At 40.1% G+C, this 22,088-nt stretch carries 21 protein-coding genes and 1 pseudogene; 13 read left to right on the top strand and 9 right to left on the bottom strand.

The features are described from left to right. The first annotated feature begins 17 nt into the window (after window positions 1–17). The 8 genes from CDZ94_RS15065 to CDZ94_RS15030 all read left to right on the top strand — a co-directional run bounded on the left by CDZ94_RS15065 (window position 18) and on the right by CDZ94_RS15030 (window position 6,013). Entirely contained in the window at window positions 18–506 is a 489-nt protein-coding gene (locus tag CDZ94_RS15065; protein ID WP_096438407.1) for a DinB family protein, read from the top strand. Window positions 507–715: 209 nt separating this feature from the next. Further along, on the top strand, window positions 716–1,039 hold the full coding sequence (locus tag CDZ94_RS15060) for a hypothetical protein (protein ID WP_096438405.1): 324 nt from the start codon (window positions 716–718) through the stop codon (window positions 1,037–1,039). A 77-nt stretch (window positions 1,040–1,116) separates the two neighbouring features. Beyond that, complete coding sequence (locus tag CDZ94_RS15055; protein ID WP_096438403.1) at window positions 1,117–1,608, top strand: spore coat protein; 492 nt, start codon at window positions 1,117–1,119, stop codon at window positions 1,606–1,608. 197 nt (window positions 1,609–1,805) lie between these two features. Beyond that, entirely contained in the window at window positions 1,806–2,276 is a 471-nt protein-coding gene (locus tag CDZ94_RS15050; RefSeq protein WP_096438401.1) for a hypothetical protein, read from the top strand. 336 nt (window positions 2,277–2,612) lie between these two features. Next, window positions 2,613–3,488: a transporter substrate-binding domain-containing protein gene (locus CDZ94_RS15045; protein ID WP_096438399.1), complete on the top strand. Its 876-nt coding sequence runs from the start codon at window positions 2,613–2,615 to the stop codon at window positions 3,486–3,488. 251 nt (window positions 3,489–3,739) lie between these two features. Then, window positions 3,740–4,441 carry an amino acid ABC transporter permease gene (locus CDZ94_RS15040; protein ID WP_096438397.1) on the top strand — a complete coding sequence of 234 codons (702 nt, stop codon included), beginning with the start codon at window positions 3,740–3,742 and terminating at the stop codon, window positions 4,439–4,441. A 100-nt stretch (window positions 4,442–4,541) separates the two neighbouring features. Continuing rightward, entirely contained in the window at window positions 4,542–5,282 is a 741-nt protein-coding gene (locus tag CDZ94_RS15035; protein ID WP_096440894.1) for an amino acid ABC transporter ATP-binding protein, read from the top strand. Window positions 5,283–5,410: 128 nt separating this feature from the next. After that, window positions 5,411–6,013 (top strand): class I SAM-dependent methyltransferase, encoded by a 603-nt coding sequence (locus CDZ94_RS15030; protein WP_096438395.1) that lies wholly within the window; start codon window positions 5,411–5,413, stop codon window positions 6,011–6,013. A 411-nt stretch (window positions 6,014–6,424) separates the two neighbouring features. On the opposite strand, the gene CDZ94_RS15025 is transcribed toward CDZ94_RS15030, so the two are convergent. The 3 genes from CDZ94_RS15025 to CDZ94_RS15015 all read right to left on the bottom strand — a co-directional run bounded on the left by CDZ94_RS15025 (window position 6,425) and on the right by CDZ94_RS15015 (window position 10,521). Next, window positions 6,425–7,879: a S8 family peptidase gene (locus CDZ94_RS15025; RefSeq protein ID WP_245415742.1), complete on the bottom strand. Its 1,455-nt coding sequence runs from the start codon at window positions 7,877–7,879 to the stop codon at window positions 6,425–6,427. Window positions 7,880–8,036: 157 nt separating this feature from the next. Next, window positions 8,037–8,678 (bottom strand): response regulator, encoded by a 642-nt coding sequence (locus CDZ94_RS15020; protein ID WP_096438393.1) that lies wholly within the window; start codon window positions 8,676–8,678, stop codon window positions 8,037–8,039. Between the two features lie 4 nt (window positions 8,679–8,682). Then, window positions 8,683–10,521 (bottom strand): GAF domain-containing sensor histidine kinase, encoded by a 1,839-nt coding sequence (locus tag CDZ94_RS15015; protein ID WP_096438391.1) that lies wholly within the window; start codon window positions 10,519–10,521, stop codon window positions 8,683–8,685. A gap of 197 nt (window positions 10,522–10,718) precedes the next feature. Here CDZ94_RS15015 and CDZ94_RS15010 point away from each other — a divergent pair, with 197 nt between their 5' ends. Further along, window positions 10,719–10,919 (top strand): YuzK family famiily protein, encoded by a 201-nt coding sequence (locus CDZ94_RS15010; protein ID WP_096438389.1) that lies wholly within the window; start codon window positions 10,719–10,721, stop codon window positions 10,917–10,919. A 152-nt stretch (window positions 10,920–11,071) separates the two neighbouring features. On the opposite strand, the gene CDZ94_RS21860 is transcribed toward CDZ94_RS15010, so the two are convergent. The 4 genes from CDZ94_RS21860 to CDZ94_RS14985 form a co-directional block, all read right to left on the bottom strand. Continuing rightward, on the bottom strand, window positions 11,072–12,364 hold the full coding sequence (locus CDZ94_RS21860) for a globin-coupled sensor protein (protein WP_280951859.1): 1,293 nt from the start codon (window positions 12,362–12,364) through the stop codon (window positions 11,072–11,074). Window positions 12,365–12,394: 30 nt separating this feature from the next. Further along, complete coding sequence (locus tag CDZ94_RS15000; RefSeq protein WP_096438387.1) at window positions 12,395–13,315, bottom strand: TIGR01777 family oxidoreductase; 921 nt, start codon at window positions 13,313–13,315, stop codon at window positions 12,395–12,397. Between the two features lie 169 nt (window positions 13,316–13,484). Then, window positions 13,485–15,203, bottom strand: a complete 1,719-nt coding sequence (locus CDZ94_RS14995) for a transglutaminase domain-containing protein (protein WP_157911767.1) — start codon at window positions 15,201–15,203, stop codon at window positions 13,485–13,487. A gap of 632 nt (window positions 15,204–15,835) precedes the next feature. Beyond that, on the bottom strand, window positions 15,836–16,255 hold the full coding sequence (locus tag CDZ94_RS14985) for an RDD family protein (RefSeq protein WP_096438381.1): 420 nt from the start codon (window positions 16,253–16,255) through the stop codon (window positions 15,836–15,838). 445 nt (window positions 16,256–16,700) lie between these two features. Between CDZ94_RS14985 and CDZ94_RS14980 the strand changes: the two are divergent. Further along, window positions 16,701–17,769, top strand: a pseudogene (locus CDZ94_RS14980) (IS630 family transposase). A gap of 57 nt (window positions 17,770–17,826) precedes the next feature. On the opposite strand, the gene CDZ94_RS14975 reads toward CDZ94_RS14980, so the two are convergent. Then, window positions 17,827–19,224, bottom strand: a complete 1,398-nt coding sequence (locus CDZ94_RS14975) for an MATE family efflux transporter (RefSeq protein ID WP_096438379.1) — start codon at window positions 19,222–19,224, stop codon at window positions 17,827–17,829. Window positions 19,225–19,229: 5 nt separating this feature from the next. Beyond that, window positions 19,230–19,688: a MarR family winged helix-turn-helix transcriptional regulator gene (locus tag CDZ94_RS14970; RefSeq protein WP_096438377.1), complete on the bottom strand. Its 459-nt coding sequence runs from the start codon at window positions 19,686–19,688 to the stop codon at window positions 19,230–19,232. Between the two features lie 250 nt (window positions 19,689–19,938). Here CDZ94_RS14970 and CDZ94_RS14965 point away from each other — a divergent pair, with 250 nt between their 5' ends. The 3 genes from CDZ94_RS14965 (at window position 19,939) to CDZ94_RS14955 (ending at window position 22,085) form a co-directional block, all read left to right on the top strand. After that, window positions 19,939–20,442, top strand: coding sequence for a YusW family protein (locus CDZ94_RS14965; RefSeq protein ID WP_096438375.1), 504 nt, complete (start codon window positions 19,939–19,941; stop codon window positions 20,440–20,442). A gap of 111 nt (window positions 20,443–20,553) precedes the next feature. Continuing rightward, window positions 20,554–20,775, top strand: coding sequence for a hypothetical protein (locus CDZ94_RS14960; RefSeq protein WP_096438373.1), 222 nt, complete (start codon window positions 20,554–20,556; stop codon window positions 20,773–20,775). 212 nt (window positions 20,776–20,987) lie between these two features. Then, window positions 20,988–22,085, top strand: coding sequence for a tetratricopeptide repeat protein (locus tag CDZ94_RS14955; protein ID WP_096438371.1), 1,098 nt, complete (start codon window positions 20,988–20,990; stop codon window positions 22,083–22,085). Window positions 22,086–22,088: the final 3 nt, after the last annotated feature.

Here is a 22,088-nt window from a genome sequence, read left to right as displayed (position 1 = left end):
ATAGAATGAGGGATTGGATGAACACAGTTATTTCAAAGTTTGAACAGTTGACTTCCTTCTTTAATCACCTTAATCAAATAGATGATGAAACTTTTTATCAGCCTATTGCAGAAGGAAAATGGTCAACGGCTGCCATCGTCGCACATTTTTATTATTGGGACCAATTCATAGTAACTGAAAGACTCCCGTATATGCTTAAGGGAGAAGCAATGCCTAGCTGCAAAAACAGCGTAGAATCATTGAACAGAGAAGCTGAGCAATTTTCTAAAACACTCTCAAAAAACACTCTCATTGACAAAGCTATTATTTCTCGATTAAAACTTGCAGAACGCTTTCACGCCTCAGAACTGTCGACTTCCTTCACTGTTGCAAACACTCATTATACACTCCTTGAATACGTAGAGGCGCTTTGTAAACATGATGAAAAGCACGTAAAAGAAGTAGCAAGCTTTTTATATTCTTCCTATATTGGAGAAAGCATTCACTCTCTACAAATGAATTCCTAATTACCATTCATAAGATGAGCTCCCATCAATATTGGGAGCTTATTTTTTTACCTAAAACCTGACCGGGCCTTACGTACAAAGCTAGTCGCCTCTCCCATGCCATCCGCATATTCTTCGCTTTTTTAAAAAAATAGATGATCTGTCCATACCAATCGAAATATGGTACATACACTATCATGTCTACAACTCTACCAAGGAAGGAGGCAGTAATGGTGAACTCGACCAATAAACTTTTAGAAATGCTCGTCGAAAAAACCTTCCAAAAGCATAATGTAAAAAAAATAAAATCTGACTTAACTGATGAACAAAAAGCTCGCTTGAGAGATATTGTCAATGATATGGAAGGGGAAGTGAAGACATTCCTTCAAAATGCAGAGACAAAAAGAGCAACCGCTCCTAAAGCTACTAAAACGACTAATGCAAATAAGAATAACAACCCTCCATCTTCACCCCAAATAGTTCAAGAAGAAACAGTTGCAAAAACACTTGAAATTATGAGAAAACCCTATTTATACCGCAAAAAGAAAAAATAGGTAGTTTGACTGAATAGTTTGTCCAAACAAGTCACATCGCCTTTCATAGGATATTACAAAGTGAGGAGGTGAAGTAAATGAAACATGGTTATTATGTTGTAAAAAACCAAACTCCTGTAGCAGGAACAGGATATCCTCGCCGTACTCAAACGGACTGGAATGCCCTTAGTGGTCTACCTCATCCTCTCTGCAAAAAAGACCAAGACACAGTAGATGCTCAGGTCGAAAACAAAACACTTCAATTGTCAGAAGAGTTGATCGTGGTGCGAAACTCTTGTGACGTAACAGTGAATACAACGGACACGAAAGCAGCTGTCAATCTTCAAGCGGCTCTTCAAGCAGCCATCGTTATTCTAATAAGCATCTCTATTGCCGACTCTAATCAAGCAGAAAATATTACAAATGACTTAATGCAATCTGTTAAAACCAAGCAAGTTTCTCTTCAAAAGATTGTAGTTGAAGGTTCTCAAAACGTTGACGTGACAACTACTGACACCCAGCTATCAGTAAGCATACAGATTCTTGTTCAACTCTTAATCCTCATCTCTGTTCAGCTAGATATCTTATAAGAAAAACCGCATAGCGGTCTTCTATTAAACAGCGTTGTTAACTCCCCTTCTCAAAAAATAGGGTACAAACTTTCCTGTCCCCTGTCTTTTTTGGGAAGGTTTTTTAGTTTTTTACTTTCTTTACGAGAAAGAAGGAATTATCTCCCCCTATCCTTAAGTAATGTAGTGGAAGCCATTAATAATGAGGAGTGATTGTGATGGGAAATGAGCAGCAGGAAATTCATGTTCCATTTAAAACGTTATTTAAAGAAACATTTGAAGGTCAAGAATCATCAGGGAGCTGGTATACTAACAGCGAACCGAATTGTGGATTATTTGGAACCATTGAACGGATCAATGCCCGAGAGGCTTCGATGATCCTGTCTTCTTCAGAGTCTTCCATCGCCGCTCACGTTCATCACACTCTTTATTACTTACAAGTTTTCTCCGCACAACTATTAAACGAAGATCGTCAAATAGATTGGTCATTGAGCTGGAAAATTCACGAAGTAGATGAAGGTACGTGGCAAGCTTTTAAAAGCCAATTACGTGAGGAATACGAAAACCTACTTACGATTTTAGACAACCTTGAATGGAATGAGTTGAGAATGAAGCAAGCTGCTGCTGGCCTTGCCCATTCCGCGTATCACCTTGGCAGTTTGCGTCAGATCATTAATCAATTAGACTAAGAAAAACAGCGCTAGCTCCCACCGAAGTCTCAAGGATGCTCTTTCCTTGGGGTTTCGGTGTAAAGGTAGCTGCCCTCTGATACTCATCTTTTGAATAATGAATGGTGCGGCACCGTTTTTTTAATCTGATGACAACACTAACCTCTTCCTTCGCCCTCATTTTTGTGAAATCTACTTATACTGTAGTATCTAAAAATGCCTAGAAAATAATAAAAGATCAAGTGAATTTTTGTAATTTTTATTGACACTATAATTAAAAGGTGATATTATACGTTGAGCGCAATCCCGATTTAACAACTATGAATTATAGGAAAAAAGAAATGAGGGCTGAATAAAGTGAAAAAATTTGTATCGCTATTATCATTATCCTTCTTAGTAGGTTTAGCTGCATGTGGCACAACAGAAGACAACACTACAGAAGAGGATCATACATCAGGTTCTGAAGACACAGAAGAAACGGAGACTTCCTGGGATGAAATCCAGGAATCCGGTAAACTTGTTGTAGGAACATCGGGCACATACTCGCCAATTACTTTTCATGAAAATAATGAGCTGACAGGTTTCGATGTGGAAATGGCCCGAGAAATTGGCGACCGTTTAGATTTAGAAGTTGAATTTAGCACAATGGACTTTGATGGAATCTTACCTGCCTTAAGAAATGGCCAAATTGACGTTGCAGCAAATGATTTTGCAATAACAGAAGAACGACAAGAAACATTTGAATTAACAGAGCCTTATAAATTCTCCTACGGATCTGCGGTAGTAAGAGCAGAAGACCGGGATCGTTTTGATTCTGCTCATGACCTAGAAGGCGTATCTGTCGCCCTTGGATCGCTTACGAGTAACTATGCGATGTTTGCAGAGAATATCGGCGCAGATGGAACAGCCTATGATGGTGGAACAGAGGCGATTTTACGTGACGTAATTAACGGAAACCGAGATGCCTATTTGAATGATTGGTTAGTCTTAGAACGTACTCTTGAAGAGTTTGGCGATGACCGACTCGTTGTTGCTGAACCCGTGAAATATCATTCGACAGAAACTGTCATGATGATGAAAAAAGACAATGTAGCGTTAAAAGAAGTCCTTGATGAAGTGATTCTTGAAATGCTTGAAGACGGAACCGTTGCTGAATTAGCAGAAGAATTTTTAAGTGAAGATATTTCTCAACCTGTTGATGAAGATGAGGTTGTCGGTCTCGAAGGAAACTAAAGCTCGATAGAAAAAGATACAGGGATTGCTTTCCTTGTATCTTTTTTTTAAGAAATCTAGGATTATCTCCAAGCCTAGTTAGACCCGACGACATGCAAATGTTCTGTCCGATCAAAAGTGCTTTTACTTTTGATCGGGCAGGATATTTGACGCGAGCCGATGGCACCTGGAGCTAGACACCGAAACGTAGATTTTTATGCTTTCTTAACTCTTAATTAAACTTCCGACAAGTCCGAGAAAAGGGGATACTTATGTTTGAATGGTTTAGACAAATACAATGGGAGTACTTATATGACCCTGAACTTGCATGGGACTCCCTGCCTTTTTTACTTGAAGCGCTCCAAATCACGATGCTCATCGCTCTCTTAAGTATGGTCTTCTCCTTGCTTCTCGGGCTAGTATTAGCCATTGCCCGAATGTCAAAGCATTGGTTTTGGAGATGGCCGGCACGTGTTTATATTTCATTTATGAGAGGAACACCTCTACTCGTCTTCCTCTTCATTCTCTATTATGGCATCCCTGTATTAGGAGTTGAATTTAGTAGTGCAATCGTCGCCGCTATAGTAGGGATCAGCTTGAATTTTGCTGCATATAACGCTGAGGTGATTCGTTCGTCAATCATGTCCGTTCCTAGAGGACAATGGGAGTCAGCAGCCTCATTACAAATGAACTATTGGCAAACGATGCAGCGAATTATTATTCCACAAGCAACACGGATTGCATTGCCGCCAACGTTTAACATATTCCTGGACATCGTAAAAGGAACGTCTCTTGCTTCGGTTATCACAGTACACGAATTGCTGTATGGCGCTAGGCTCGTTGCCGGACAAACATTTGACAGTATGACAATGTACATTACTGCCGCTCTTATCTATTGGGTTGTATGTATTATAATCGGTCATTTTCAAGAAAGGCTTGAAAAACGATATAACCGCTACTTGAGCCAACGTTAGGTTTGGGAGAGCATGTTGGTTGGCTCGTAAAACTTGCTCCCCGCTACTAAATCCCAGATCTGATGCTGAGAAGAAATTTTATAAAATCGAGGTGACCTTTTTGATCACTGTTAATAAGTTAAAAAAATCGTTTGATGATACAACCGTCCTTGAATCGATTGATTTTTCCGTTGAAAAAGGGGAAGTTGTTTGTCTCGTTGGACCATCCGGATCAGGGAAAACAACGCTGTTACGCTGTTTAAATCTGCTCGAAACTCCAAATGATGGTGAAATTACCATTGGTGATAAAAACGTCAACTTCGGTAAAGGAAAGCTTTCAAAACGAGACATGAAGGAACTTCGCAAATACTCAGGCATGGTTTTTCAAGGGTTCCATCTTTTCCCGCACAAAACCGTCACAGAAAACATTATCGAAGCTCCACTTACTGTTCGGAAACGAAACAAACAAGACCTCGCAAAGGAAGGCGAAGAACTCCTTCGTAAGGTTGGAATGCTTGAACATAAAGACAAATACCCTGATGCTCTTTCTGGCGGTCAGCAACAGCGGGCTGCTATCGCAAGAGCGCTCATGATGAAACCGGAAGTAATGCTGTTTGACGAACCCACTTCTGCCTTAGATCCTCAGCTTGTCCGAGAAGTATTACGAGTAATTGAAGGTCTTGCACATGAAGGGCAAACAATGGTGATCGTCACCCATGAAATGAATTTCGCTAAACGAGTAGCCGATAAGGTTCTTTTTATAGACAACGGATATATTATTGAAAGCGGGAAGGCACAAGAAATACTGACAGCCCCTAAAGAGCCGCGCACAAAGGAGTTCCTGCAACTGCTTTCAGAATAGAGCGAAACACCACGGACAAATCAGTTGTCTGTGGTGTTTCTAATATGAAAGCCAAGACCCGCAACTTTTTCCTTCTTTTCACAGCTATAGTATAGTGATTATTAAGATCATTTAAGGAGGAAACAGGGATGGGTAAACACTCCAACCAGTTATTAACAAGTTATAACAATCACGCTAAAGATCGAGAAAATATGATAATCCAAGACTGGAAAGAACAAGAGCGTGATAAGGTATTATCTTACTTATCTCAAGGAGACAGACTTCTTGATTTAGGCGCAGGTACTGGACAGCACGCGGCATTTTTTCAAAACCAGGGAATTGACGTTTTATGCGGAGACTTCTCACCGGAAATGATTAAAAATTGTGAACAAAAAGGGCTTCGCGGACAAGTGATGGACTTTTATTCTTTAGACATCGATGAGCGTCTAGATGCGGTTTGGTCTATGAACGCCTTGCTTCACGTTCCCAAGGCAGATTTACCTAGTATTTTACAGCAAATTGCTTGTGCCCTTAAAGACAAGGGCATCTTTTATCTAGGTGTTTATGGAGGCTACGATTCAGAAGGCATTTGGGAAAATGATGTCTATAACCCTAAACGCTTCTTCTCTTTTTATACAAATAAACACTTAAAACAAGTAGTAAGTGAACACTTTACCATTCTCGATTTCGATGTCATCCCAATGGAAAAAGGTCCGAACTATCAAGCATTGATCCTAAGAAGAACCAAATGATTTATAAGAAAAACCGCATAGCGGTCTTTAATTAAAAACAGCGTTAGCTTGAGACGCACGGCTTGAAGGTAGCTATCCTCTCTATACTTTCTCAACTTTGAACAAAAGCGCAAGGCGCCCGCAATGATTTTATACAGAAAGTGCAAGCATTTTCGACCGGTAGATGGAAATCGCTTTCTGGCTTCTTCTGACGGGCTAAAATGACCTCGTAGCTTTCCCTTCCTCTGCTAGTCATGCTCCGATGTGTATCCGTCCGAGACAATCGGCAGCTTATTCACGAAGTAATGCTTGTCGCTGGAGCTAGATGTTACTCCAATTACTAAAAAGGTATCGACAACCTAAGCATATATAAATTCCTAAACGATCAAAAAGAGTGACCTACCTAATGCAGGTAGGTCACTTTAATCGAATTTATTTATTTCCTCTCCCTTTTCCGTTACCATTACCTTCTTCATGACTCAAAGCTTGATCTACCGCTTCATAAGCATCTACGTAACCAGCACCCACTTCCCAGGATTCCTTACCTTCCATTGGTGAAGCTGTCGCTTGTAAAATCTCTTTTACTTCCCCTGGAGAAAGCTTTGGGTTAGCTTCAAGCATTAGAGCAACAACTCCGGCTACGTGAGGTGTTGCCATTGACGTTCCGCTCATCGTTGTGTAATACGGAAGATGACCAGGCTCAATGTATTCCGCATCATTTTCTACGGCCAGAGCAGATAAAGGAGCAATAACACGCGTTGAAATGATGTCTACACCAGGAGCCGTTAAAGTAGGCTCGTCCTTCCATTCCCACTCTTCTCCATCAATTTCAAAAGAACCACCTGCTCCTTCTGTTCCTCGAGAAGAGAAATTAGCTAACGTTCCATCCTTATTTCCTGCTGCAACCGAAATGACCCATGGGGCTTTAGCATAAGGGTTATGGGTATTTTCTTCAGGTCCGGCGTTTCCTGCAGCAAATAAAACGACAATCCCACGATCATGGGCTTTCTTACTTGCAATGTTAATCGGGTGGAACGGATCAAAGTCCCCAGAACCCCCCCAGGAATTCGTAATCACACGAATGTCATAACGCTGTTGATTTGTAATTGCATAGTCAAAACCGCCAATCCCATCTAAAATAAGTAACGCTGCGCCTGATCCATAGCCGATCATATCAGCACCAGGAGCAACACCTTCGTACTGTCCGGCAGATTTTGCCCCTGTTCCTCCTACAGTTCCAGCCACATGCGTTCCATGACCTGAATTCGTATCTGTATTGGCAACATCCTCAATATACGTGACAGGAAAAATTCCACTCAAATTACTCAGGTTTGTCGTTCCGAGAACGTTTTGCACGAGATTATTTCCAAGTTTATGATCATCATGAGTTCCATCAACACCACTATCATTTATCACAACGCCAACGCCACTTCCTGAAACCGGAAGTCCACCGTTTTTCTTGCGCATATCGTCGTCCGTTCTAACTTCATCTACACGTGTAAGATCAGTAGAATCAGCATTGAAATACTCGAGCTCTTCATTTAAATAGATTGACAATACATCATCTTGCTCTGCAAGCGCTTCGACCTGACTTTTCGTTGCTAAAACCCCTGCCATTGGTAAACTTTCCAATGTGACGACATCAGTAAGACCTACATCGTTTAGTATAGATAACTCTGAATCTGTAAGGGCATCATCACCGTGGAAAGTGACAATCACTTCAGCTACTCCTACACCCTTAAGTTCTTCTACCAATTTTGAGTCTAATACTGGATCTAGCGGCAGAAGATTTTTGGTTAAAGCCTGACCCGTAATTCCTGAAGGGAGAAGAAGGGCCAAAACTAAAAGAAATGAAATCATTACTTTAAAGCTAGGTTTTGTAAGCATCGTGTTCTCTCCTTTATAATCCAATGTCATTCTATTATCTATGTTTTGAATATTCATTCATATTAAACAATTGATGTATTTTTTTGGCTATGTATACGACTTTTTGTCTATTCAAAAGGATAAAATAAGCCTGCAGCTTTGAGTCTGCAGGCTTCACTTACTCCGAAAGAGAAACTAGTTGATGTTGTATCGCGTGAATGACCGCTTGAGAACGGCTTTTTACACGCAGTTTCTTAAAGATTTTACTTACGTGAATTTTTACTGTTTTGTCACTGATATATAACTCCTCAGCAATTTCCTTATTACTGTATCCTTTAACAAGGCAGTCTAAAACTTCTTTTTCGCGATCGGTTAGTTGATTATTTTCCTTTTTATCATCAGCATGTTGATGAAGGTCTAATAGCTTTTTTGTCATCGATGGGTGTATGACCGCTTCTCCTGACATTAGGGAGCGTACAGCATCGACTACGTGATCTGAGGGAGCATCTTTCAAAAGGTATCCATCTGCTCCTTCTTTAATGGCTGAAATGAAATATTCATCGTGCTTGTACATCGTTAAAATTAATATTTTCACGTGAGGATACTGTTTTTTTACTTTTCCGGAAATCTCAACGCCATTTTGCTTAGGTAAATTAATATCCATAATGATGAGGTCTGGCACATTCTTCTCTAGTTTAGTTAAAGCTTCTTCTCCCGACTCAGCTTCCGCTATTACTACAAAGTCATTTTCCAGTGAAAAAATCGTTTTTAGACCATCTCTTAAGACGGCGTGATCATCGACAATCATGATGTTAATCAACGTATTAACTCCCCTCTCTTGAAGAACTGGCGGCTATTAATTTAATTCTTGTACCTTTTTTTAACACACTATCAATTTGAAGATTTGCGTCAAGGTACTTCGCTTCCTCATTCATGGTAATAATTCCAAAGTGTTTCCCTTTTTGACTTTTAAGCAGGGCTTCTTTTAACAAGAAACCTTGTCCGTCATCTTCTATTTTTAAGGTGACTTGGTCTTTGCGATAACAAATAGACACATTAATTATTGAAGCGTTGGCATGCTTGAGTGCGTTTTGAAGGCTCTCTTTAAATGTATGATAGATTACTTTTTCAGTTTCCGGAGAAAGAGGCCGATGTTCTCCTCGTTTGGTAAACGCAACTTTCACCTCTTCTCGCTGGTGTAAGCGTAGAACTTCCTCTTCAATAGCTTGATGTAACCCGCGTTCTTCCGTTGGGTAAGGACGTAATGCAAATATCGACTCACGAATTTCTTTTACACTGCTTCTTAATTCAGGTAAAACTGTATCTATAATATCTTTAGCCTGTTCAGGATTTTTTTGAGACTGACGTTGAGCGATTTCCAGCTTCATAACTGCTCCTGCAACAGATTGGGCAATCCCATCATGAATTTCACGAGCAATCCGGTTACGTTCTTCTAATAACATCCGTTTTTCCCGTTCCGAGATCAAGTTTCTTCCTTTGATCAACACTTCCAATTGATTGCCTAGTGCTTTAATCATCTTACTTTCTTCTTGACTCGTTTGCTGTGGCCGCCGTCTTCCAATGATGATGAGACCATTCACCTCGTCATCTACTTTTAATGGACAGATAATAGCAGCCTTCATCCCTCGTTGGAACCCTTCACAATAGTATGGAGCTGCTTTAGATAGAGGTGAAATCGTATGTAGCTCGGGTGTATCATCGACGAACTTCTCAAGTACCCACGGCTCCAGTTTAAGAGTAGAAGCACCAAGGGCTAGCTGGCACTCCCACCCGCTTGTCTCATTCACCCAAACACTGAGCGCATCATAATTAAACAGCTTTGGCAAGTGGCTTTCCATTCCTTTTAACCAATCCTGTTCTGGGATCCCATGGTTCAAATCTTCATTAATGGCGATGAGTCCTTTTAGGCGATTTTTCTCTCTTCGAAGTTTAAAATTGCTAGCCCCTATTAATGACAACCCAACCAATGGTGAAAAGAAAAAGAAAAATGAAAAGATATCTACTACGCCTCTGTTTTGTGTACCAAGTAAATAGAACAAAGCTAAATAAACAATAGAAAAGACAAGTCCGATCGATTCAACCGCGAGCTTTTTCTTCCATTCTGATATGGTGAAGGACTGGGGCCTGATCCAAAGTACAATATCAACTAACAGATGGTTAATAGCGTAAAAAGATAACGTCAATAAAGCAGCCTGGGTTATATTTCCTGTTAATGAAACGGTTTCGGTCCAAAATAATTCTGTACTAAGAAAAAGGATTCCCTTTGCGAAAAGAAAGCTTAACACGAGTTGTGATGGGTTAAATAATGTGGCTCTCAGTGGGCGGCGTTGTAGAATATTAACTACTAACACAGCTGCTCCATACGTCGCGAGGGTTAAAGGTAGCCCAAACAATAAATCAATTGTAAATAATATCGGGAACCCGAGAGTTGTTACCCCTTTCCAAACAGGTATAGCAAAGAATTCAGTAATGATTAAAAATAAAATAAGAAGAAAGAAGATGGATAAAGAATCCGGGACATCTATAAAGGGAAGCGTCCCGATAACCACACAAATCCCCACAAAAGTAACGATGCTCATATAGCCTTTTGCTATTGTTTCTCTCACTTCTGGTTGAAAATAATCCATAGAGTACTCCTTCATTCACTGCTCCTTTTCAAAACGACAGACCCTGTAATACTATTCGTCAAAAACCGGCAGACTCCTTGTGAATTTATTATCCACCTTTTGGAAATACTACCTGTCACAACCGAGTTTTAAATAGAAGTTTTAAATTTGTTGTGTTGTGGAAGTAGACAGTTATACTCGTAAGATCTTTAATTGAAAAAGGAGACTCAGCGATGAACGATAATGAAGAACAACCAAAGTATACGGAACATATGGAAAAAGGCCTTCGTCAAACGCACGGCATCGGCCACGAAAAACTAAATAATAGCTTAGAGAAAAAAATCGAAGTTGAAAAACGCAGAGAAAAAAGCCACAAAGATAGCCAAAAAATTGAACGTGAAATTGCCAATGATCTTCACCATTCAAGAGAATAAGCTTTTAGAAAGCACCTCCAACAGACTGTCGGAGGTGCTTCTTTATTCTAAGAGTTTGTGTTCAATAAGGAGCCACAAACGAGGTCGAAGATCGTTCAGTAAAAATCTCCTTCTGTACGGCAGCTATTTTTCCCAAACCTTTTGAACATCCTCTATAACGTTTTCGTTTCAGAATTAAGATTATCTGCCGTTACCGCTACCTGATAAACCGCATCATTCATTTCTTTAATTACAATGGAAACGTGACGCAACTCTTCTTCTACATTCGTATTTTGTTCTTTTGCTTTTTCGGTTTCCCCAACAATATTGTCAAAAAACCGGCTTGTGTCTGATAACCCCTCTGTATTTTTCTCAATAAGCCCTTCAATTTCAAAGACATAATCAGAGACAGTAACAATTCTCTCTTTTGTTTTCGCTACTAAATCCGACACATTACTTACAGAGCTTTTGGTTTGTTCAGCTAACTTGCGCACTTCACTTGCGACAACGGTGAAGCCTCTGCCCGCTTCTCCGGCTCTTGCGGCTTCAATCGCTGCATTTAACGCCAATAAATTCGTTTGATCTGCTATGGATTGGACAAGTGTTACAATGTCATTGATTTTTTCAGACATTTCCTTTAAAGAAGTTATTTCAGAAGAGATCTCTTCCATATGTTGATTGACTTTTTTCACTTCGGTGTACTGCTCTTCTAACTTTACTTGTCCTTCCTTCGACAAGCTTTCAACCTTTTGAGAGGACTGAGACCCCGCATGGCTAAAGGTCAGCACGCCTTCTGTCTTATCTTTTAATTCATCAATTGAAGCACTCGTCTCTTCAGATAGCGCCGCAAGCTCTTCTGATGTTTCGCTTACTTTTCTTTTTAAAGAACGCTGAACCTCATAGCTTTCGTTTCTAATTCTTTCATTTTCGTTTTCATAAGCCTCTAAAACGAGTTGCTGTTCAATATTTAATATTTTTGAGACGGCCAATAAAGCTTCAATACACTTTGAAGAATCTGAATATTCTTTTCTCAAAATAGTAGCAATGGATTGTAATAAATCTTGAAATACGCACATGTACCACTTCGTTTCTAACCCTATCCGTACGTGAATCTGGGCAATTTTAATGCGTTGTTGAATAAAGGTATCATCAATTTCACCACTAAACATTTCCTCAATGTGCTTTCTTAACGTTTTTTTTAACCTCTCAATGGAACTATGATCATTTATCATGTTGGTCAGGTGGCGATTATTCTCTAAATTCTTATAAAATTGATCAACAATTGTGTGAATGTGCTTCTGTACTAACGGTCTGAGCGATTTAATTATCGCTAGTTGTTCCTTCGTCAAACCAATCATTTCAACTTGCTGCTTCAGACTTCCGGAAACCTCTAGCCGAACGTCATTTGCTGTGTATTCAAATGACTTTTCTTTTCCTTCTTTTCGTCGTATGCTTGTTAATTTCACTTTCTCTGTCTCCCTTTTCTTCTATGTTTTTTATTTTAACAAAAGCTTTTCTAGTGTCGTCCTCAAGTCAGTATGATTGAATGTAAACCCCTCTTCTAGAAGACGTTTAGGAATACAACGGCGTCCGGTTAACGCTAAACTCGGTTCGGTACGCATAACAGTATAAGCGCCAAAAATGACAGCAGGCCTCGGTGCCGGTGGACTCCAAGGACGTCCCATCGTTTGACGTAACAGCATCATAAAATCACGGTTTTGAACGGGCTCCGGACTGGTCGCGTTGTATGTCCCGATAACCTTAGAATTTACGATTGCTTCTAGGATCATCCGGTTTAAGTCATCAATATGTAACCAGCTTATGTATTGATCTCCCTTTCCAACGGTTCCACCAAGACCAGCTTTCGTAAGTTTTTTTAACGGGTCTAATGCACCCCCATCTTTTCCGAGTACAAACCCGATTCGAAAAAGAACTTTTCGCGCACTCAAAACAGGCTCGGCATAAAAGACTTCTTCCCACCGTTGACAAACTTCCACTGAAAATCCCGAGCCGTGCTGACTACCCTCATCACAAACTTCTTTCGTATCGCCAAAGATTGCAAGAGAACCAGCTTGAATGAATACTTCTGGCAGTCTGTCACAGGCTTTCATCGCTTCATGAAGTACGTTGACAGAATCAATTCTGGAATTAATGATTTGTTTTCTATTTGTTTTCGTATAAATGCAGTTGACACTTTTACCAGTAAAATTCACAACTGCAGCGGCGCCTTCGAGTTCTTTTTGCCATTGTCCAAGCGATCGCCCATCCCACTGCACGTAACGGATACCGTTTTGTTCTTTTCCTGTGCTCCTTGTTAAAATTACTGCTTCATAATCCTGCGATATAAGGTAATTTGCCAATGACTTCCCGAGAAAGCCAGAACCTCCGGCTAAAATGACCGTTCCTTTGGACTCCATCGGTTTATCCCACCTTTTTCCTTGTATACATCTATTTTACTAGTTTTAATTCTCGCAATCTATGGGACAAATAGATATTAAACATGGAGAAGTTAGAATCTCGTTTTTTGAAATAGTAAAAAGCCCCCAAGAACAGTTTATCTGCTCTTAGAGGCTTTTACTAAATTTTCTAATACATCACTTCTATACGCTGGTGAGTTTCTTCAAAGAAATCAGGCTCTGGATCGAAATAGTCTTCATTATAATGAAACACAAATTCTTCTCCATCTACATAACCAGATCCCCATGTAGGATCCATCTCTAGCCAGTCATCATCGACTTTCACTTCAACCCATGCGTGGCGACCTCCGGCATAGCCACTTACGTAATGAGCTTCCATATCAATCGATCTTAACAGCGCTACAGCAAGGAACGCATAATCCTGGCAGACACCTTTTTGTTCTTCCAGTGTTTTTAAAGCGCTATCATCTAGTTCAAATAAATCCTCTCTAAACTTTTTCACGTCATACGAAATATTCTCTGCCACATATTGATAAACAGCTTTTGCTTTTTCACGTTCATCACTCAAACCATCGGTCAGTTCTTCTGCTAACTTCTGAATGTCCACATGGTCTGATTGAATCCCTCGGGAAGGCAGCAAGCTTCGTTGATCTTCTACATCGTGAACATGGTGTGTTAAATGAACCACGCCATTAAACCTAAAAAAGCCTCCACCCTCGTGACCAAGCTCCGGTACATTAACCGTAATTTTGTATTCTCCTTCACCAAAACGGAACCAGATCTCTTCATCAAAACGATAATCTTCTACTGGAAGGTAGTACGTAGCTTCCTCATTCTCATACTCTGTTTTTACAATCATATGAGTGATTTCGTCAGCTCCCGGTGCATCAGGATCTATTTCTCCTGCTAAACGATACGTATCACCGTTATAATCAAAAGATTCTACTGGAGTAGGATGCGTGAGGGTAATGCCTCGTTCAAAATATTCACGATACTCTTCAATATGAACGAATTGTTTATCCGTGCGGTTATCAACAAAGAAATTAGCTGAATCATAATAACGTTCATTTTCCGGATTATAAACTTTTACTATAATCTCATGGAGCCCACCTCCGAAATGGAGCGGTATTTCACTTTCAAAGTAACCATCTTGAATGGGAATCACCGTATCACGTCGTTCACTTGCGGTTTTTTTAATCTCAACCATGACATAATGATCGTCTTCTGCATCAGGTAAATAACCGGCAAGTGGAACAGAACCTTCTGCTTCTTCGTATCCAGTTAATGGCTCAACAATTTCAAGCTCGTTATCAAGTCCAACTTCGGTATATTCTATTTCTCTAGCTAATTCATCACTAGTATTTGTCGGGTAAATCTGGGCTACATCATAGAACCGGTTGTCTTCTCCTTGTTTATTGCTCGGTGCTCGCACCGTAACCCTGTACGCACCTTCGCCTGAATGAAGGGAAATTTCTTTTTTAAACGACCCGTCTTCTTCAATCGGTACATAATAGTTAAAATTGTTACGAAACGGCTTTTCACCTGGCTCAGTATAATTGATCAATACCCATAAAGCATCGCTATTCAGCCCGCTGCTATCATCAACAGATCCTTCAAGTAAAACTGTTGTATCCGTTGAAAACTCCCGATATTCTGGCGACGTTAACGATAAGCCAATCTCTTCAGCAAAAGGCTGTAACTCAAGAAGTTCTAAATCGAGCCCCTCCTCGTTACTCACTTCTTCTAAATCACTTTCTGTCCCTAAGTCCCCTTCTTCAGAGACTGGGTCATTATCCTGATTAACAGCGTCTTCTTCCTGCTCACCACAGCCAGCCATGATCATGATGGCAAAAACACTGAGTACACTTAAGTATTTACGTATATTCATCATCATCCACTCCATTTACACATCTTTTTAGGTGATTGTTTTATGTACACCTAGTCATTCTAATCGATTCCCATGCAAATTTCTACCAACTTTTGGTGTATTTTATTAAAAAGAGCTACCGATCGGCAGCTCTTTCTCATATCTAAATTCATTTGTTTTCTCAATTAACTGTTTGCCCGCGACGCCACTTTCCGACTTCCTGAACGACATTTGGTTCTCTCACTTTGTATCGCTTGTCCACCATACTTTCTATCCGAAAGATCATTCAGGATCTCCCGAGTTGCCATATCCTAACGATGTCCAGCGTGTAGAGGTCATAAAATCCGGGGAACCACCCTCCTCACTCGCCCTTTCGTTTGGAGAGATGTTGCTTTCTGAGAGTATAAGATCATCAGCTTTCCCAAGTCATAAGATATAGGAGCTCTATCCCTCCAACCGCTTTGCTTACGGCCCACTGTCTACGCTTAAAGATTATGGTTACCCACAACCCTCCAAGACGCGTTACGGGTGAGTCGCTAGCACTTACCCCGATGGGATTGACACCCATTACAGGATGCGACCTATGCTCGGTCGCTCTATACTTTCTTAACTCTTTAAAAAAGAGCACCCTTTCGAGTGCTCTTTTATTGTCGTTATTCAGGTTTATGATAGGTAACATAGGTACCCGCAATCAGATCATGAATCGCCCGCTTATCTTTACGAAGGCCAACCATAAACGCACTGACAATGGCTAAAATTCCAAACGAGATCCCATACAAAAGTCCTCCTACTACTTCGCGAAGGATCATCGTTCCCCATGTAACATCCGAGCTATCATTCTTTACGACCCGCACACCAACGGCTTTTTTCCCTATTGTATAGCCATACCAAAGAACCGGCACAATGACGAGGTAACTCCAATTAATAATTGTCGAAAGAACGTCCGAGGCAATCCCATCACCCCCGAAGCCTAATACTGCCCCGAGAATCAATACTCCAATTCCCAAGATAATACCATCTATTAAGCCAGCAAAAAACCTTATCCAAAAACCGGCTGGGTTATTTACCTCCACAGAATCCCCCCTTAAAAATGCGTGGTCATTATACTCTATTCATCTCATGATCGTAACATTCCTGTAACAATTCATTCAAACTTTTAGCATGAAGATTGTAATAATAGGTGTCTAGTAAATTCAGCATTTTGGCAAGTAGATTAGCATTTTAGAAACGAGTGAAGGAGCTTTGGTTTTACAGAAGCCAGAGCTATGAACAAAAGCGCAAGAGCCTTGGTCACGAGCGACAAGCACTTTCGAATGGCAGATTGAAGCCGCTTTTTGGCTTCTTCTGACAGGCTAAAATGACCTCGAGCTCGTAGACGCTGGAGCTAGACATCGAAACGTGGATTTTTATGCTTTTCTTTACTATATAGGTTGAATTTATAAGTTACCTGGTATTTATGAAGGATTCTTATCTTTATTCGTCGAACGTTTAATCACCTTCAAAAGGCGGTGATTTGTTATGAAATCAAATCCTTCGGAATTAGAAGCAATTGAAGAAAAGCTTAAGGAAGAACAAGATAGACGCATGTATGAACGTTATCAAACCATTCGGCTTTACATGAAGGGTTATCCTGTTAGTGAAATTACCGAGATAACAAACTGCTCTGAAAAAACCATTCGCACATACATTAAATGTTATAAAGATCACGGACTCAATGGGCTGACCATGGGCGTTTCCTCCGGAAAGCCACCACGCTTATCGAAGGAACAACGAGAGCAATTAAAACAAACGATTATACACTCGCTTCCTCACGAGGTTGGTTTTCCAACCAAGTTTAATTGGACACTGGAAATCATCGCAGCCTACATCAAACAGGAATTTGGTAAAACGTATTCACTTCGAGGAGTCTCCAAAATGCTGGAGCGAATGGATCTGAGTTATACCAAGCCAACCTATACTCTTGCATAGGCTGATGAAGAGAAACAAAAAGAATTTGTCGAAAACACCTTCCCTGGGGTAAAAAAAATGGGAAGCTGGCGAAATTGATCACATTTTGTTTGAAGACGAAAGCATGATTCGCGATTACCAAGCGCTCCAGTACACTTGGTTCGAAAAAGGGAAACAACGCATCATTCGGACAACGGGAAAACACCGTGGTGTCAAGCTATTAGCTACGATAGACTACGTTACTGGCGCTATCGTCTGGCAGGAGCACATACAATATACGGTGGTGGAATTTCTCGCATTCCTAAAAAAAGTGATGGCAGCATACCCGGTTGGAAAAATGGTCATGATTCTGGACAATGTAAGGATTCACCATGCGAAACTGCTTAAACCCTATTTGAAAGATCTTAACGGCAGATTAGAATTTGTCTTCCTTCCGCCATACAGTCCACAATTCAACATCGTTGAAGGGTTATGGAAATGGCTGAAAGCTGATGTCGTTAATAACGTGTTTTACAGCAGCGTTAAAGAAGTCCGCCAGAACGTCCATCGTTTCATGCAAAGGATCCTGGAGGATCCAATGAAAATCGTAGATCGCTTGTGTGTCAGAATGGAATCTAATGAAGTTACAGAAAATCTTTAGTTCAACTTATATATTAAAAAAACTGCCCTGAGAATCTTTCACTCTCAGAGCAGTTTTTTATGAAGACGCTGCTTGCTTTTTTGGTTCTTGATATATTAGATCACTTTCCGTTTTAACGAGGAACAATTTTCGATCTCGGTAAAGGAGGATTGCTGATAACGCAAATGCTAATACATCGGCAAGCGGAAACGCTAACCATACACCCATGACCCCGAAGTAATGCGGCAAAATGAGGACAAGTGGGATTAGAAATAATACTTGCCTTGCCATCGATAACAACAGTGCTGGTTTTGCTTTACCTAGCGCTTGATAAATTCCGCCACTGACAACTTGTGCACCAATTAACAGTGCTGCGGCAAACATAATTCGCATTCCCTCTGCTCCAGCGGCAATCGTTTCCGGATCGGCTGTAAATATGCGCATAAACCAATGTGGAAAAAACATCACAATAATGAAAACGAGGGCAGAAAATGCGGTTACCACTTTCAAACCAAGCCAAACAGTATCTTTTAATCTACCAAATTGCTTCGCTCCATAATTATAACCGATGATCGGCTGCATTCCTTGAAGAATTCCCATCATTGGCATGAGGGTAAACATCGCAACTCGTTGGACAATACCAAAGACGCCAACATGAAAGTCCCCTCCAAACCGGAGAAGCATAGCATTAATCGCCACCATCATGACACTTCCCGCAACTTGCCTTACAAACGCAGGCATCCCTATGACGACGACTTCCTTTATCACTGTATAAACAGGACGAAAATCAGCAAGACGAGGCGACAATGTACTTTTCCCCTTCATGAAGTAGCGAATGACAACAATAGAAACAGACGCTTGTGAGATCACCGTTGCCACAGCTGCGCCTTGTACGCCCATATCTAACAATACAATAAACACGGGATCAAGCGCAATATTTAATACTGACGGGATAATCATCGTCATCATTGCAAAACGAGCATTCCCTTCAGATCGGATAATACTGTTCGTTGTAAAAGCGAACGAGAAAAAGATCGTCCCAAGCATGATTGGGAACATATAATCGATGGCGTACCCCATCGTTTCTGGTGTTGCACCAAACAAGCCAAGTAACGGCTCTAAAAATGTAAAAGCACCAATAAATGCAAACACACTGAAAATTATGATCATCGTTAAAATGTTTCCGAATACTTGGTTTGCCTCACCGCCTCTATTTTCCCCTAGCCTACGGGAAATAACAGAGGCGCCGCCAATACCAACAGCAGCAGCCACAGCCATGATGATCAACATCACTGGAAAAGCAATCGTCACGCCTGCAACGCCTGAAATTCCCACAAACCATGAAATGAAAATGGTATCGACCACGTTATAGAAAGCCATGACAAACATTCCAATCATAGCTGGAATGGAGAGGTTTTTAAGTAGTTTTGGAATAGGTTCTGTGCCTAATCTTTGACTTTGTTCTTTCTGTTCCATTCTGTCTATTCCCCCTCCCCTTTTGAATTTTCTTTTTCAACATGAATGTTATTCTGCATTCTTTTTAACCAGGAGATGAGGACTTCCTGCTCTTCTTTAGAAAAGCCAGTTACAAGCTCTTGATCTAGTTGGCTCATTTCATGCCAAAGCTTTTCTTCTAATAATCTGCCTTTCTCAGTTAAGGCAATAATCTTGGTACGGCGATCTTCCAAACTATCGGATTTTGAAATTAACTCCCGCTTCTGCATCGATTCAATGATGCCGTTCATCGTTGATCCTTTGATGAATAAACGCTTTTGTAGTTCAGACTGCGATTGACTGCCATCATTAAATAGTAGATAAAGAACTTTTGCCTGAGCCATCGTTAATCCCAGATCCGAAAGGTTTCGGTTATATTGATTCTGCATAAAATGAGAAACCAAATTAATATGATAACCGACCATTTGATTCATTTCATGCTTCATAATTACTTAGCCCCCTAATAAACATACATCCTCATTTAATCATTTTTATCTCAAATAATCAATAGTTTCACAGCTTATTCACTCCAAATTTATTTAGCTTACTAATATTCCGAAATTTAAAATAAGCTACATTCCGAAGTGAAATCGATTCCATTTTTCTAGAAATCGCTCTCAAAGTTTACTTTACATCTTTACAGGGAACCCTATTAAAGGCTCCATCCCACCATCATAATAATAGGAGGATGACAACATGAAACAATTCGGATTAGCCTTCACAGCTGCCTGTCTTGCCTTCATCATAGTTGGATGTGGCACAGCTGAAGATAACGACGACCTTGGAACAATAGATGATCCAGACACAGGAGATATAAACCAAGAGGATGATGACACTACTGAAGACGACATGGCTGAAGAAGGTGCTGGAAATTGGTATCAAGAACTGACCTTTAAGGATTTTGAATTGGATGTCGAGTACAACCACGGGGATTATGAGGTTGAATATGAGTATAATAACGGCAACCCAGAAGCTGAAATTGACGACACTAGACAAGGAGAAACGATTTCGATGGAAGGACAGGAAGCATTAGAAGAACTTGAAAGTCCTCTTACGTCTCTCGAAATTACAAGCGACATGAATCATGAGGAAGTTATCGATGCGACTATTGAAGCTTTTGACCTCGAGGAAGATTACCTTGAGTTTGAAATCGAAGTCGAGTATTTTGACGATACAGAAGCTGAAGTAGAAGACGAATAAGGGATGAGGGTATTTCATAGGTCGAAAAAAACCTTTTGAAATACCCTCTTTCTTTATTGAATCTAAGTATGACATAATATGAAGACACTTGTTTTGTAAGGAGTTTTTCCCGTGCGAAAATCGATTAAAGAAACGGATCAAAAGATTAAACCTGATGACCCGGTTTATGATTTAAAAGACGTAACACCAAAGGAAATGGCGGTTCTTGATTTAGCTTTAAAAGACAGAGCTGACATCTTACGTGAAATGGCCGAAGTCAATAAGCAGGAAGAGGACTTGTACCTCGAAATGGCCGAAGAAGCTGAGAATGTACGAAACATCCTCAAAGACTAACCGGACCCAACAATTCTTTCTAATTACTATGATATACTTTATAAATAAGTTAAGAAAATCGCAAGGCGCCCGCTAAATGGCGCCTTGCACTTGACCACATATACTATCTTATCTTCTTAAAAAGAGCAGAAGCTCCTTTAGTACGCCAGCTATTTTAGCGGAGTTTTTAAACATCCTCTTTAAATGAAAGGATTTATGTAGGAGGCATTCCTATGCAAAGACTGAACCTTCATCATCACCAAGAAATTCGTCAGCTTTTGCGTCAGTGGAAAGGTGCAATTTTATACCGTGACAAAGAAAAGGCAGAGCATTTTTATACGCTTGTAAATAATGCAATGAAGAAGAATTCTAATACAGAATTGTTTATTTTACACAGTTTATTGACAGCACGACATCACTTGCTCCACCGAAAAATTGACAATGCTGAAATTATTTTAGATAATTTAAGCAAGATTATTTATGATGAAAAAAAACCATTAATCTTATACTATTTTCATAAATTCTCAGCTTTGCTAGCTTTTTTAAAGCTAGATTTTCAAGAAGCTCAAAAAAGTTATCACCGTGCATTTCTGTTACGGACAAGCACGGATTTATCAAAAATGGAAGAAGCTGATCTCTACTTTCAACTTTCGCTAGTAGCAATTAAAGTTCATGAAGTGAACCAAAGCATTAATTACGCACAAAAAGCAATCCCGCTATATAGTGAATTGAACTTCTTTGAACGAATGACCGACTGCTATATCTTAATGGCATTAGCACATAAACGGGTAAATGATTTCGAAAAAGCGGAAAATTACTTGTTATTAAGCATGCAAATGGCAAAAGACATTGATAATGTTGAGTTAATTGGCAGAGTGCTTACAAACCTCGGCGAATTTTATGCAAAATCCGGCGATCATGATACGGCCATTTCGTTTTATAAAGAAGGGTTCGAACACAAGACTGGACGAGGAAAAACTGTGACAGTCTACTCCATTCTTCAGGAATTAAATAAAACGAATCGAACGGCTGAAATGGCCGAATGGTTAGAAATAGGGTACGAACTAACAAAGGGTCATGAAGATGACCCCTATACTTACCATATCACCTATTTTTACTTGCAGCACTCTACAACGAACGCTCATTTACTAGAAGATTTCTTAAAAAATAAGGCGATTCCTTTCTTCCAACGCATTGGAGATCGTGAGCAAATTCACTTTTATGCGGAAAAACTAGCAGAAACCTATATTGAAAAAGAAGATTTTATCCAAGCAACTTTCTATCTAAAATTGAGCAATAAACACCTTAAGGAAGTAGCTCACTTTCAATAATGT

Source organism: Alteribacter populi, from assembly GCF_002352765.1.
Classification (GTDB): Bacteria; Bacillota; Bacilli; order Bacillales; family Salisediminibacteriaceae; genus Alteribacter; species Alteribacter populi.
The sequence above is the reverse complement of the archived record's forward strand: the minus strand, read 5'-3'. Positions and strand labels throughout refer to the sequence as shown.